Raw genomic sequence first — 13,543 nt, forward strand, 5'->3', positions numbered from 1 at the left:
CTCCCAGCCCTCCCCTTGAAAAGGGGAGGGGGAAACGATCTCCCCTTTAAGGAGAGCACAGTTTATTCTTCCAGTTTTCCCAGCAGGGCGGCTTCGGTGTTGGGTCCCCACAGGCCGTCGGCGGCGAGGCCACATTCCTTCTGGAATGCGATCAACGCGGCGCGGGAGCCGGGGCCCCATAAGCCATCCACCTTCCATTTATAAAATCCGCAGTCCTTGAGACCCTGCTGCCGCTGGCGCACCGTGGTGAACTTGCGCTTGCGTTTTTTGGGCGCGTTGAAGCGCACGGCTTCAACCACGGTCTGCAACGTGTCACCGGGGCAGGCGGGTTTGCCGAACAGGAAATGGCCGTAGAGGTCGCCCGCCTTCCACTTCCACAGGTCCTGGCAGATTCTCCATAGTACGAGGCCGGAGAGCAGTTGCCGGTCGTTGGGGTGCCCGGCGCTGGGATCGTCCACGCCCGTTCCCTGAAAGAAGCCTTCGAACATCACCGACAAAAACTCCGCGTTCTCGTCGCCTTTCCTGCCGGCGTAGCCCTGCGACCAGGGGGCGCGGTCGAGGTCGTTGCACAGCACCACCTGTCCGTTCTTGCGGATGGCGAAGGTGTAGGCGATGGACTCCACCCCGCCCGCGTGCAGGTGGCTGTCGGGTCCGGTATGGTAACGCGCGACCGCCTCGATCGACCCCCATCCCAGTTCCTGATGCCATACCATGCCCTGCAGGGCATCCGGATCGCGGCGTTTCCATTTCTTGCCCTGCTTGTTGGTGGCGAGGGTGGTGCGTCCGTCGAACGGTTTTTGGATTTTGAGCGCCAGCGCCGCCGCGTTCAGGCGTTCCAGCAATTGTTCTTCCATCGTTCCGGTCCTTTCGCGAAAAAGGAGAAGGGATTTACTGCGGACTGCGCCGCGCTTTCGATTCGCCGCCGTCGATGAACAGCACCTCGCCGTTGACGAAGCGGCTGGTGAGCAGGTAATCGAGGCCGTGCATGATGTCCTCCACCTGGCCATGGGTTTTGGTCGGTACGTATGGCGCGTTGCGGGTGAGGTATTCGTCGCCGTGGCCGGGTGGTGGCAGAATGAGTCCGGGCGCGATGCCGTTCACGCGCACCGTGTCCCCCCATTCCACCGCGGCGAGGTGCGTGGCGTGGGCGAGGGCCACCTTGGCAACGGAATAGGCCGCGAAGGTGGGGATGTTCTTGTTGATGCGTTCGTCGAGGATGTTGACGATGAGGCCGCGGTTGACACGACGCTTGTACTCGCGCATCAAAAGATACGGTGTCATCAGGTTCAGGTGCAGGGTGTCGGTAAGCGTTTCGTTGGTGGTGGCCTCGATATTCTGCTGGATGAAATTGGCGGCGGAGTTGATCAGCACCTCGACGTCGGGAAAATCGTCCAGCACGTCGGGGATCAGTTTTTCCGCGGCGGCGAGGTCGGTGAGGTCCACGGAATACCCCTTCGCCTTCACCCCTTTCGACTTTGCGTAGGCGAGCACGTCGTCCGGTTGGGAATGGTAGTGGTGCACGGCGAGGTCGTAACCCCGGTCCGCCAGGCGGCAGGCCAGGGCTTTGCCGATGCGCACGGCGGCTCCGGTGACGATGGCTGTGGGCATGCGTTCCCCTCTTTCAACAAAGGTTCCTTATACCATACCGCATAAAGGAATTGAAAGCGTCCGTGCCGGGTTGGTACTATTCCCGCAACATCGAACCAAGGAGATACTTTTATGGATGCACCTGCGGGCAAAATTGTGAACATCGCCATCATGACCGTTTCCGACACGCGCACGGAAGCCGACGACAAATCCGGCAACACGCTGGTCGAGCGCGCTCAGAAAGCGGGCCACAAGGTGGTAGACCGGAAAATCGTGAAGGACGAGATCGACCTCATCCAGAAACAGCTGAAGGAATGGATCGCGTCGCCGGACGTGGACGTGGTGATCTCTACCGGGGGCACCGGCGTGACCGGTCGCGACGTGACGCCGGAGGCGTTCGAGGCGTTGTACGACAAATCCATTCCCGGTTTCGGCGAATTGTTCCGCTGGCTGAGTTACCAGAACATCAAGACCTCGACCATCCAGTCGCGCGCCACCGGCGGCGTCGCCAACGGCACGTTCCTGTTCGCGCTTCCGGGCTCCACGGGAGCCTGCAAGGATGCGTGGGACGGCATTTTGGTGCACCAGCTCAACAGCAACAACCCGCCGTGCAACCTGGTGGAGTTGATGCCGCGCCTGCTGGAGAAATAGGCGGGAAGGGTCGGCGGATCAGGGCAGGGCGATGTTTTTGAGGTCGAACGGCACCTTTAGGATGGCATCGGGCGAGGCCAGGTACAGCACCATGCGCGTGGCCGGAGAGGGTTGCTCCTTGAAGCTGTAGGCGCGCACCTCACCGAAGTGACTGCGCGAGGCGGAGTCCATCTCCTTACCCGCGGCGTCCAGAAACTTCATGTCCACCACCCGCTTCAGGGGATCCTCCACGATAAAGTTCAGGCTGTTTTTATAATCCTTCATCATGCCGCCGAACAGGCCCTCGATCATCTTGAGCATGGCGTCGCCCAACTGCTGGCCGAACTGCTCCATTTCTTCGCTTTCCATCATTTTCTTTTTCTGCTCGGCTTTCCGTTTTTCCAGCGTTTCCTTGGTGATGTACATGATGCGGATATCTGAGTCGTTGAGTGCGGGGTCCTGAATCCACTCACCCGGTTTCTGCATGAATCCCCTCACCTCCACCTGCCCGCCGTTGGAGGCGGAGGGGCGGAAAAGGAGCACATGGCCGCGAAGGATCTGTATAAACTGGGCGGAGCGGTTCGGGTTTTTCAATTTAACGTCATGGGTGAGTTTCGACTCCCGATCCTTGTTGTGCTTGAAAAAGCCGCGTTGGACGCCCTTGTCTGAGATCAGGATGCGCCCGGTGTCGTCCACAGCGTATCCCACCTTCACGTCGTAGATGCCGGCGGAATCCGGGACAGCCGGTCCCATGACCGTGAGTTCCACCTCACAGCGTCCGAAATGGTTTCCGGTCGTGCGCGTGTCCTCCACCTGGGTGACGAACACCCGGTTGGCACCGGCGGCAAATACAGATTGGTTTGCAAACAGTCCGGCGCACAGAAAAGCTGCCGCCAGGGTCATGATAATGGAGAACCGCATCAGATTCTGCCTCCTGATCCGTGTACAATGAGAAGATCCGTTCACCCGGTGTCCCTCCATTCACAAGGGCCGAATTTGCGTGGTGAACGGCCTTGACAGGAACCTGCCGTGGAACATTTTGAATACGACATCGACTCCCCCTGTGCTTCGAAACGACTGGATGTTTTTTTGACGGAAGTGCAGGCCGACATCAGCCGATCCTATATAAAAAAACTGATCGACTCTCACAGGGTAAAGGTCAACGGCTCCATTGCCAAGTCCAATTATAAAGTCAAAACGGGCGACTGCGTGGAATTGACGGTTCCCGACCCGGAACCGCTGGACGTCCGTCCGGAGGCTATTTCGCTGGACATTGTGCACGAAGACGCGAGCCTGATCGTGGTGAACAAGCCGGCGGGTATGGTGGTCCATCCCGCTCCCGGCCATTCTACCGGTACGCTGGTCCATGCGTTGTTGCATCATTGCAAGGACCTTTCCGGCATTGGCGGGGTGGAGCGTCCGGGCATCGTGCACCGGCTGGACAAGGACACCTCGGGACTTGTGCTGGTGGCGAAAACCGCGACTGCAATGGAGAATCTGCTAAAGCAGTTCCAGGAAAGGCAGGTGAAAAAGGTGTACCTGGCGCTCGTGAAGGGGAAGGTCGAGCCGGCATCGGGTTGGATCGAGGCCCCCATTGGACGGCACCGGGTGCATCGCAAGAAAATGGCATTGAGTGAAGGAGGCCGGGACGCGCAAACTTACTACACCGTAGAAAAACAATACCGGGAGTACGCGCTGGTGCGTGCTGAACCCAAAACAGGCCGCACTCACCAGATCCGAATACACCTTGCATCTATCGGTCATCCTATCCTTGGAGACCGTTTGTACGGTCATTTGCGCGGCGCTTCGGTGCCGCGTCTGGACCGGCAGGCGCTTCATGCCCACCGCCTGCAAGTGACCCATCCGGAGTCCGGGGAGGGTTGTGACTGGACGGTACCATTCCCGGAAGACCTGGCGAAGTGGGTGGAGTCCTGAATCATGCATATATAGGATGTTCTAAGTTGGTCGAAACCCGATAATTTTCGGTTTTTCTATACGTGGGGAGGAAAACGGGGGGCGCGCAATTTTTTTTGCAGAATTTGGTCACGTTGTGGAAAACCTGTGAGTAGAACACGGAAGCCATCAGTAATTGCCAAATAAGGGTAATTTTTTTGTAATTGCGCCAATCCGACTTCAATTATTAAACCCTGCAAAATACAATGGTTTTCCCAATGGTTTAAATATACCCTTTTTTTGGGCTGATTTTTATGAGTTATTCACAATAATTCTCCCACTTTTTATAAGCCTGCCCTAAACCCCCACAAATGAACTTCAGGGGGCTGTCCAAAAATTTGTCATGCGGATTTTGTGGTTACCGGCGGATTGCAAAAAAGAATTGCCCATGTTGTGTTCCACGCCCTCTGAAGTTGCTTAAAAATGGGCGTGCGAAGGCTATCAAAATTTTGACGCTTATTCGGGCCTTTATTTAAGCAGGATTTAAGGCGTGCAAAATGCGGTGGGCCCGGAGAGCTCTATTTTTAGGGGTTTTCCGGTATGCCGGGTGAACTTTTCCCAGTCACTAAAGGAAAATCTGTTGGTCTCATTTTAGTACTTTGAATTTTAAGAGATTTTGAGGCTTTTGAGAACGGAAGTGCAGTATCCACAAATTTTGTGTATAAACTGTGAATAACTTTGGGAGTATCACTACAAACTTAAAAAATAAAGGGATAAAGGAATATCGATTACATTCTAAGCAAAAACATTTATACTTGATTTATAAGGAGTTACTTGCTTGGAAAAGAAAAGGGGGCCGCAATGTTTTTTACGATGGAGTCAGACCAAAGCCCCGCAGATTTATCCACAATATTAAATCCTACACCGAGTCGTAAAAACGCTACATTTTAGGGGTATTTCGTAAATCTGCATTTAAGGTCGTGCTCTCCCCGCCTCCAATATGCTAGGATTTTTTCTGGAATATGATGGACCGAAGGCTGCTCTCCCATTTCAATCTGTGGTATTTCCTGTTGATCCTGGTCATTGCCGGGATCGGCGTGATTACCATCCACAGTGCCAATCACACCCGGGTGGAAACTTTCTTCCGGGGCCTGTATCTCAAGCAGATTTACTGGATTCTGGTTGGCCTGGTGGCCATGTTCATTGCCGTGGTTGTGGACTACCGCGTATGGAGCCGGTACGCCTGGTTGATTTACGCAGGCATGGTGCTGGCCCTTTTATACGTTTTGTTTTTCGGTAAAGTCTCTTCCGGTGCCCAGCGGTGGATCCATTTGGGTCCCCTCACCTTGCAGGTCTCGGAGTTTGCGAAATACGCCCTCATCATCATCCTCGCCAAATATTTTGAAGAAGCCAAACCCCAGGGGCAAAAATACGAGTTGAAAGACCTGGTAGTGCCGTTTTTGTTGACCGCAGTGCTTGGGGGATTGATCGCCCTGCAGCCGGATCTCGGCACCGCCCTCATAATTTTCTTTATTTTCTTTGTGTTTGTGGTGGCCGCCGAAATGGAGTTTCGAACCCTTTGGCGGCTGGGGGCTTCGGTATTGATCCTCGCGCCGCTCACCTGGTTTTTGATGAAGGGCTACCAGAAGCAGAGGGTGATGACCCTGTTCAATCCAGAATTGGACCCGTTGGGTGCGGGTTACCATACCATCCAGTCGAAAATCGCGGTGGGCTCCGGGGGGTTCTGGGGCAAGGGGTTGTACGCGGGGACCCAGAGCCGTCTCAATTTTTTGCCTGAAAAGCACACGGACTTCATCTTTTCCGTTTATGCGGAGGAAATGGGATTTCTGGGAGTGATGGTCCTGTTCACGCTGTTCCTGATACTGGTGTTGAAAGGGCTCAACATTGCCTATCGAGCGGCGGACCGGTTTGGCGTGTTTCTTGGATTGGGCATTGTCGCGGCGATTTCGTTTTATATCATTTTCAACATCGGGATGACGGTGGGCCTGTTTCCCGTCACTGGCCTGCCATTACCGCTCATGAGTTACGGAGGTTCGTCGCTCATCACTACGTTTTTTGCGCTGGGATTGCTATTGAATATTGAAATGCGGCGAAATATCCTTTGATTTCAACCCATTGGTTTTTAAACCAAAAAATCGCAATTAACCCTTTGCGAGCGTGATATACTTTTTCTGCTCTCCCTCACACGACGAAAATCGGTCTGAAGGCCGGAAGACGCTTCCGGACTTCCACTAAAATTATGGCATCCGAAATCATCATCAATTCCAATCAGCGGGAAATCCGTGTGGCCTTGGTGGAAAACCACCAGCTTGTGGAGATTTTCGTCGAACACAAGGCGAAGCGCGGCATCGTCGGCAACGTCTATAAAGGCGTGGTCACCAAGATCCTGCCCGGCATGCAGGTGGCCTTCGTGGACATCGGCCTGGAGAAGGCCGGGTTTCTTTACGTGGGCGACATCGACGCGGGTGACCTTCTCGACGACGGTGAAAAACCCAACCAGGTGGACATCAACGAGGACAAGGATGGGCACGAGGAAGGAGAAACCGTGTCCCCCACCCGTTCGATGGACCACATTCCCATTCAGGACCTGCTGCGTGAAGGCCAGGAAATCATGGTCCAGGTGGCAAAAAACCCGCTTGGTACCAAGGGCGCGCGCATCACCTCATACATCACCCTGGCCGGTCGGCATATTGTCTATATGCCCACGGTGGACCAGGTGTGCGTGTCCCGGCGCATCGAAAATGAGGATGAAAAAGAAAGGCTGAAAGCCATCATCAGTGAAATCGGCCGCCCGGGTGAAGGCTACATCATCCGCACCGCCGGTCAGGGCCGGCAAAAGGTGGATTTCGAAACCGATATCCAGTTTCTGCACAAGCTGGGTGACAATCTGAAAGTCCGTGTGGAAACGGAACCGGCGCCCAGCCTGTTGTACGAAGACCTCAACCTCATCTTCCGCTCCATCCGAGACCTGTTCAACGAGGACGTGCAGAGACTGGTCATCGATTCCAAATCCGATTACGAAAAGTGCATCGAGTTCTGTTCGAATTACCTGCCGGAGCTGGTTGACAAGATCGAGCTGTACAAGGAATCGGTGCCCATATTTGACTACTTCGGCATCGAGATCGAGATCAACCGCGCGCTCGGCCGCAAGATCTGGCTCAAATCCGGCGGTTTCATCACCATCGACCAGACCGAAGCGCTGGTGGCCATCGACGTCAACACGGGCAAGTTTGTCGGCCACTCCGATCCGGAAGAGACCATCCTCAAGACCAATCTGGAGGCGGTCAAGGAGATCGTGTACCAGCTTCGCCTGCGCAACATCGGCGGCATCATCATCGTCGATTTCATCGACATGTCGCGAGAGGAAAGCAAGGAGATCGTGTGGAGCGCGCTGCAGCAGGAGTTGCGTTTCGACCGGTCGCGCACCAACATCCTGAAGATCTCCGAACTCGGCCTGGTCGAGATGACGCGCAAACGCGTGCGCGGCAGTCTCAGCCAGACGCTGTGCGATCCCTGCCCTTACTGCGAGGGCAAGGGCCACATCAAGTCGCCCGCCACGGTGTGTTACGAGATCATCCGTGCCCTGCAACGCATGGTGGGCAATCACCTCACCCCGAAAAACATCACCATCGAAGTCCCGCCCGCGGTATACGACCTGCTTTTTGAAGAGGAGACTTCCTACATCGACGAGCTGGAGAAGTTTTACGGGATCGAAGTCAATATCAAGGTCAACCAGAAACTGCATCAGGAAAAATACAACATCATCACCTGAATGCCCTGATTTCATTCCCCTTCCCAACTTGCGTTTGGGTTGCCTCTTGCTGCGTGATAGAATCGGATCATTCCGTCAGGAAAGTTGGCCTGTTTGGACCCCCGAATCGGTTTCGGCGGTCTGTTGAGTCCATCAGGCGGAATAGGCAGGAGATGCTAACTGGATTTCCGGAAGGAGGTAAGCCATGAAAAGGAATGTATTGTTTGCGGTGTTGCTGGCGGGGGGTGTGTTGCTTGCGGGTTGTGGATCCGTGGGTAAGGATTTCGACCTGTCGCAAACCCAACACATCACTCAGGGCGCCACCACCAAGCAGGATATCCAGGCCATGTTCGGGGAGCCGTTCCGCACCGGTGTTCAAAACGGGCACCCCGTCTGGGTTTACGAGAAAAGCGTATACCGGGCCATTGGTGACGACACGACCAAAAGCCTGATCGTCGAGTTCGACGACAACGGCGTGGTGCGCAAGTACCAGGTCATGTCCAACGAGTCCGAAACAAAATAAATATCCCGAAAGAAAGACCCCTTAGCCTTACATGTTTGGATTCGACAGGAACCAGCAGGGCGTCCTGCATTTGACATGGATCGCCTTCTTCCTGACGTTTCTGGCATGGTTCAACATGGCGCCGTTCAACACCACGCTGGAACACCATGCGGGGCTGAGTGCGGACCAGATCCGCATCCTCATGGTGTGCAACGTGGCGTTGACCATCCCCGCCCGCATCGTCATCGGTGCGCTGGTGGACCAGCACGGGCCGAAGATCGTTTTCGTGTGCCTGCTGGTGTTCTCCGGTGCGGTGAGCCTGTACTTCGCACAATGCACGCGTTTTAACGAATTTGTCGCGGCGCGCCTGTTGATGGGTGTCGCCGGCGCGGGGTTCGTGGTCGGCATCAAGATGATCGCCGAATGGTTCCCCCCGGAAAAAAATGGGCACGGCGCAGGGCATCTACGCCGGCTGGGGCAATTTCGGGGCGGCCGCCGCGGCGTTCACCCTGCCGCCGATCGCGGCGGCGTTCGATCCCGCCACCGGCTGGCGCGTGGCCACGGCGTTTTCCGGCGTGCTGTGTCTCGTCTGGGCGTGGGTGTATCACCGGCAGGCGAAAGAGATTCCCGAACGCGCCACCCAGTTTCCCGTTACGCTGGAAAAAACCATCGAAGTCACTTCCTACCGCGACCTGGTCCTGCAGGTTCTGCTGTTCCTGCCGTTGTACGGTGCGCTCGGGGTGTTCGTTTGGAAGCTGTCGCATCCGTCCACGCCGTTGCTTTCCGGGTGGGAAATGGGGGGGCTGCTGGCAGCCGTCGGGGTGTTCTGCCTGTTCGAGATTTACCGGTGTCTTCAGGTCAATCTGCCGCGCCTCAAAAACGGCCTGCACGAGGACCGGCATTATCCCTTCCAGCAGATCGTGGTGTTGAGTTTCGTCTATGCCCTGACCTTCGGCTCGGAACTGGCGGTGATCTCCATGTTCCCCGAATACCTGGAGACCACTTTTGCTCTGTCCGCCACGGCGGCGGCCATTTTGGGTTCCTCGTTTGCGTTCTTCAACCTGGTCACCCGGCCCAGCGGCGGCTGGCTGGCGGACAGGATCGGCCGGCGGCGCGTTTTGTTTGTTCTGGTATTGGGTTGCATGATCTGTTATTGGTTTATGGGCGAAATCACCCCGGCGTGGCCGCTCACCGCCGCCATCGCGCTTTGCGTGGTGTGTTCCATGCTGGCGCAGGCGGGCAACGGCGCGTGCTTCGCCATGGTGCCGCTCATCCGCAAGGACCTCACCGGCAAGATGGCCGGCATGGCCGGGGCCTACGGCAACGTCGGCGCGGTGTACTTTCTCACCCTGCTCAGTTTCGTGGACGCCTCCGAGTTTTTCCGCTGGATCAGTGCCTACGCTTTATTCGTGCTGGTGAGCCTCATGTTTTTGAAGTCGTTCAACCACCTCCACAACTCGTTCAGAAAATAGAAACGGAGACACTCGCATTATGGGATTCACCTGCGGCCTGGTCGGCCTGCCCAATGTCGGTAAATCGGTCATCTTCAACGCCCTCACCAAAACCCAGGCGGAGTCCGGCAGTTACGCATTCACCACGGTGGAGGCCAACGTCGGCGTGGTGGAGGTGCCCGATCCGCGCCTTGAAACCATCAACCAGCTGGTGGAGGCCAAAAAGAAAACGCCGACCACGCTCCAGTTCGTGGATATAGCCGGACTGGTGAAGGGTTCGTCGCGCGGCGAGGGGCTCGGCAACAAGTTCTTGGGCAACATCCGCGAGGTGGATGCCATCGCCCACATCGTGCGTTGCTTCGACGATCCCAACGTCATGCACGTGCACCCGAAAGTGGACCCGGCCTATGACATCGACGTCATCAACATGGAGTTGATCGTCGCCGACATGGAAACGCTGGAAAAACGCACGGTGAAGCTGGAGAAAACCGCCAAAAGCGGTGACAAGGACGCCAAGTGGCAGTTGGAGCTGATCCAGAAACTGATGGGCACGCTGGAAGAGGAAAAGCCCGCCCGCTTCCTGCCGCTCGCAACGGTGCAGGAGGAACGTTTCGTCAAGTCGCTCAACCTGCTCACCACCAAACCCGTGCTCTACGTGTGCAACATCGACGATCCCACGAGCGCCGGGGACAATCCGCACGTCAAGGCGACGAAAGAGATCGCCGAAAAGGAAGGCGCGCCGGTGGTGGTGCTGGCGGGCAAGCTGGAGATGGAGATCATGGAGATCGACGATCCGGAAGAACAGCGTGTGTTTATGGACGAGATGGGTTTGAAAGAAACCGGCCTGCACCATATGATCAACGAAGGTTATCAACTGCTCGATCTGTGCACGTTTTTCACCGTAGGCGAAAAAGAAAACCGCGCGTGGACCGTGCGCAAAAACTCGAAAGCGCCGCAGGCGGCGGGCAAGATCCATTCCGACATCGAACGCGGCTTCATCCGCGCCGAGGTGTTCCACTTCGACGACCTGGTGCAATACAAGTCCGAGCACGCCGTCAAGGAAGCGGGCAAGATGAGGCTCGAGGGCAAGGAATACATCGTGAAGGACGGCGACATCCTGCACTTCCGTTTCAACGTCTAAGCTTTGATAAATCAACCCTCCCGCAGGGTCGGGCCGAATGCGTTCGACCCCGCTTCCTCCATTAAGGTATAATCGGAACGACGTGATGATTCCCTCTAGGAGTCCGCATGCCCCGCTTTGTGAACAAAAAACGCATCGCCCTTGCCTTCGGGTTTCTGATTCTGCTCGGCCTGCCGTTCACCATCATCCGCGACCTTCCCGTCGAGGTCAAAACCGACACGCGCGAGCTGAACCCTTACAAGGAACCCAAAGACCCCGCCGCCGCGTACCTGCACAAGGCATCGGACAATTATTTTTACCGCGAGTTCGACGCCGCCGCCGACAATTACATGAAAGCCATCGCCATCTTTGAGGAACGGGAGGACTGGCCCCACGTTGCGCGCACCTACGAGTCGCTGGGCGACCTGTATCTGTGGGCCAACCGCTCCGATGAGGCGGAGAAAAGCTACCTCACTGCCGTTAAATACCACACGCAGAACAACGACGTGCTGGGGCAGGCCACGGCACTCAAGGACATCGGCGACATGTACAGCAAAATGGAGGACCTGGAGGAGTCGGAAAGCTGGTACCTGAAATCGCTCGCGGTGCTGAAGGAAGAAAGAGGCAACCGTGTGTTCGGCAACGTGCACGAGAACCTCGGCCAGTTGTACTGGAAGATGGAACGCATCGCCGAAGCGATGGAATCCTTCATGCATGCGCGCGACACCTACGGCGCGCTCAACTACCGCATGGGGTACGACCACATGGAAAACGTGCTGAAACGCCTGCAACGGGGCGGCGAATCCACGCACAACCACCGCGTGCCGGGAAGCATGAAAAATCCCTACCACAACCCGCCCCCGGCACACCCGTGACCGGAACGGCAGTCATCTCTAATTAAAGCAAGGAATCAGGATTCGGCGGTAGGAGATGTGTCGTCACTCGTGGCGGCTTCATCCGCCGACGCCGTGTCTTCACTCTCATCTTCGGACGAGTCGTCGTGGTCTTCCATAAACCGGTCCTTGATGACCTCGATGTCGTGTTTCTGTTTATGGACTTTTTTGAGCAGGGTTTTCAGTTCCGGTTCAGGAAACAGGTCGTTCAAATCCTGGTCCGCGTCCGGAAACAGTTCGTTGAGGTTGATCTCCTCGTCCGTTTTCTGCGGCGCGGCGGGGGCTTCCTCGGTCAGAAACTCCGCCTGCTGGGACGGGGAGGTTTGTTCGGTGGGTTGCGGTTCGGTGTCGGTCATGCGCGGCTCCAAAAAAACGAATTTCACCGTCATGGTACTGGAAATGCCGGGGGCTGACAACTAGCTTTTCGGCATGCGTGCGAGGATCAGCGGAATCGCTTCGATGGCCAGCGTGCGGTCGAAATCGAGCAGAAACCGGATGACGCGCTTGATCTGGTCCCAGTCCGGTTGTGGCTTGGATAGGGCGCGCTCGACGCGTTCGATTTCATCCAGAATTTCCGCCTTGTCGCGCGACGACAGATCCATGCGATCCACCACCGCGCGCAGATCCTGTGCGTTGACGGGGGCCGGCTGTGCGGCGCTGGCAGGTGACGGCGAAGAAGCAGGCCCTGCCTGCTTTCTGGCTTTTTCTTTCTTCGAACTTTCTTCGGCGATCTCGGCGACCTGGTCGAGAAGGTCGAAGCACAGATCAACATCACTCACCAGTGCGATGCGGTCGTTGATCTCTTTCTGCTCGTCTTCGGGTTTGGAGAGGAGGAAGTCGGAGGCGAACCGGATTTCGTCGAACGCGGGGAGTTTTTTCGGCGCGAATTCCTGAACGAAAGCCCGCGCATTCGCATGCCAGTCGGAGAAGCGCGCATCGTGCCGGTTCATCGCGGATTGTTTCAACGCGCCGCCTTCCTCGCGAAGGCGCGAATCGGTTTCCTGCCAGCGCTCGCTCATGACGTCAAAACCGGGCGAGGTAGATTCCCATGAAAACGGCAAAGACAATGGTGATCAACGTCACCTGGCTGAGCGCGCGCATGGTGTCGAGAGTCGGCCCCACTTCCTTTTTTGCCTCCTCCGGTTTGAGGTCGAGGTCGGAGATGCGCGGGCGCAGGGCGAAGGTGGTGTACACGCTCAGGAAAAACGCGGCGATCACGAAGATCAGCTTGATGCCGAGGATGTTGTAATAGCCGTCTTTCAGGTTCACCTGCTCGGTGTAGTTTTCCATCAGGTAATAGATGCCGGACCCGACGAGAAGCAGGACCGACACGAAGACCGTCGGCACCAGCACGTCGAGCAGTTTGTAGGTGATGGAATTTTCGTCCATGGGCCGGCCCGCCTCCTGCTTGTCGAAGCGGGGCAGGAGCAGGTACAGGCAGTACACACTGGCCCCCACCCCCACGGCGGCGGACATGAGGTGGACGAAGATGATGATGGAGTCGATCATGTTTCAGAGATTTTTAAGGTAGTGGACCAGCAGGCGGACGCCGACGCCGGAGCCGCCTTTCGGCACGTAGGGTTTTTCTTCGGAGCCCCAGGCGGTGCCGGCGATGTCGAGGTGCGCCCACGGGAAGTCGCCGACGAACTGCTTGAGGAACGCGGCGGCGGTGATGGTGCCCGCGCTGACGCCCGC

General features: G+C 56.6%; 14 protein-coding genes and 2 pseudogenes. 9 read left to right on the forward strand and 7 right to left on the reverse strand.

Going from position 1 to position 13,543, the window contains the following annotated elements; translation table 11 throughout:
- Positions 1–62: 62 nt before the first annotated feature.
- Both TX82_RS16515 and TX82_RS07265 read right to left on the reverse strand, forming a co-directional pair.
- A complete protein-coding gene (locus TX82_RS16515; protein ID WP_005008745.1) occupies positions 63–854 on the reverse strand; it encodes a peptidoglycan recognition protein family protein in 792 nt (263 codons plus the stop codon).
- Positions 855–888: 34 nt separating this feature from the next.
- Positions 889–1,608, reverse strand: a complete 720-nt coding sequence (locus tag TX82_RS07265; RefSeq protein ID WP_005008746.1) for an SDR family oxidoreductase — start codon at positions 1,606–1,608, stop codon at positions 889–891.
- Positions 1,609–1,719: 111 nt separating this feature from the next.
- Here TX82_RS07265 and moaB point away from each other — a divergent pair, with 111 nt between their 5' ends.
- Entirely contained in the window at positions 1,720–2,238 is a 519-nt protein-coding gene (moaB, locus tag TX82_RS07270; protein ID WP_005008748.1) for a molybdenum cofactor biosynthesis protein B, read from the forward strand.
- Between the two features lie 18 nt (positions 2,239–2,256).
- Here the strand turns inward: moaB and TX82_RS07275 are convergent, their stop codons facing one another.
- Positions 2,257–3,138, reverse strand: a complete 882-nt coding sequence (locus TX82_RS07275; RefSeq protein ID WP_005008750.1) for a hypothetical protein — start codon at positions 3,136–3,138, stop codon at positions 2,257–2,259.
- 108 nt (positions 3,139–3,246) lie between these two features.
- Between TX82_RS07275 and TX82_RS07280 the strand changes: the two genes are divergently transcribed.
- From TX82_RS07280 to TX82_RS07310, 8 genes and pseudogenes are all read left to right on the forward strand, one after another.
- The gene (locus TX82_RS07280; protein WP_005008751.1) at positions 3,247–4,152 is read left to right on the forward strand and encodes an RluA family pseudouridine synthase; all 906 of its coding nucleotides are present in this window, start codon (positions 3,247–3,249) and stop codon (positions 4,150–4,152) included.
- Between the two features lie 980 nt (positions 4,153–5,132).
- Positions 5,133–6,236 carry a rod shape-determining protein RodA gene (gene rodA / locus TX82_RS07285; protein WP_005008753.1) on the forward strand — a complete coding sequence of 368 codons (1,104 nt, stop codon included), beginning with the start codon at positions 5,133–5,135 and terminating at the stop codon, positions 6,234–6,236.
- A gap of 134 nt (positions 6,237–6,370) precedes the next feature.
- Positions 6,371–7,903 carry an Rne/Rng family ribonuclease gene (locus TX82_RS07290; protein ID WP_005008758.1) on the forward strand — a complete coding sequence of 511 codons (1,533 nt, stop codon included), beginning with the start codon at positions 6,371–6,373 and terminating at the stop codon, positions 7,901–7,903.
- 184 nt (positions 7,904–8,087) lie between these two features.
- Positions 8,088–8,405 carry an outer membrane protein assembly factor BamE domain-containing protein gene (gene bamE / locus TX82_RS07295; protein ID WP_005008761.1) on the forward strand — a complete coding sequence of 106 codons (318 nt, stop codon included), beginning with the start codon at positions 8,088–8,090 and terminating at the stop codon, positions 8,403–8,405.
- A gap of 115 nt (positions 8,406–8,520) precedes the next feature.
- Positions 8,521–8,784: pseudogene (locus TX82_RS16695) on the forward strand (MFS transporter); the annotation flags it as partial.
- A 43-nt stretch (positions 8,785–8,827) separates the two neighbouring features.
- Positions 8,828–9,856 (forward strand): MFS transporter, encoded by a 1,029-nt coding sequence (locus tag TX82_RS07300; RefSeq protein WP_005008762.1) that lies wholly within the window; start codon positions 8,828–8,830, stop codon positions 9,854–9,856.
- A gap of 19 nt (positions 9,857–9,875) precedes the next feature.
- Positions 9,876–10,976: a redox-regulated ATPase YchF gene (gene ychF, locus TX82_RS07305; protein WP_005008764.1), complete on the forward strand. Its 1,101-nt coding sequence runs from the start codon at positions 9,876–9,878 to the stop codon at positions 10,974–10,976.
- Between the two features lie 107 nt (positions 10,977–11,083).
- On the forward strand, positions 11,084–11,830 hold the full coding sequence (locus TX82_RS07310; RefSeq protein ID WP_005008766.1) for a tetratricopeptide repeat protein: 747 nt from the start codon (positions 11,084–11,086) through the stop codon (positions 11,828–11,830).
- 35 nt (positions 11,831–11,865) lie between these two features.
- Here the strand turns inward: TX82_RS07310 and TX82_RS07315 are convergent, their stop codons facing one another.
- The 4 genes and pseudogenes from TX82_RS07315 to TX82_RS07330 form a co-directional block, all read right to left on the reverse strand.
- Positions 11,866–12,204, reverse strand: coding sequence for a hypothetical protein (locus TX82_RS07315; protein WP_144079121.1), 339 nt, complete (start codon positions 12,202–12,204; stop codon positions 11,866–11,868).
- A 60-nt stretch (positions 12,205–12,264) separates the two neighbouring features.
- Positions 12,265–12,867: a hypothetical protein gene (locus tag TX82_RS07320; RefSeq protein ID WP_005008772.1), complete on the reverse strand. Its 603-nt coding sequence runs from the start codon at positions 12,865–12,867 to the stop codon at positions 12,265–12,267.
- A 4-nt stretch (positions 12,868–12,871) separates the two neighbouring features.
- Positions 12,872–13,357, reverse strand: a complete 486-nt coding sequence (locus TX82_RS07325) for a hypothetical protein (RefSeq protein ID WP_005008774.1) — start codon at positions 13,355–13,357, stop codon at positions 12,872–12,874.
- A 3-nt stretch (positions 13,358–13,360) separates the two neighbouring features.
- A pseudogene (locus tag TX82_RS07330) lies at positions 13,361–13,543 on the reverse strand (leucyl aminopeptidase); the annotation flags it as partial.

The sequence above is a fragment of the Nitrospina gracilis 3/211 genome, assembly GCF_000341545.2.
GTDB lineage: Bacteria > Nitrospinota > Nitrospinia > Nitrospinales > Nitrospinaceae > Nitrospina > Nitrospina gracilis.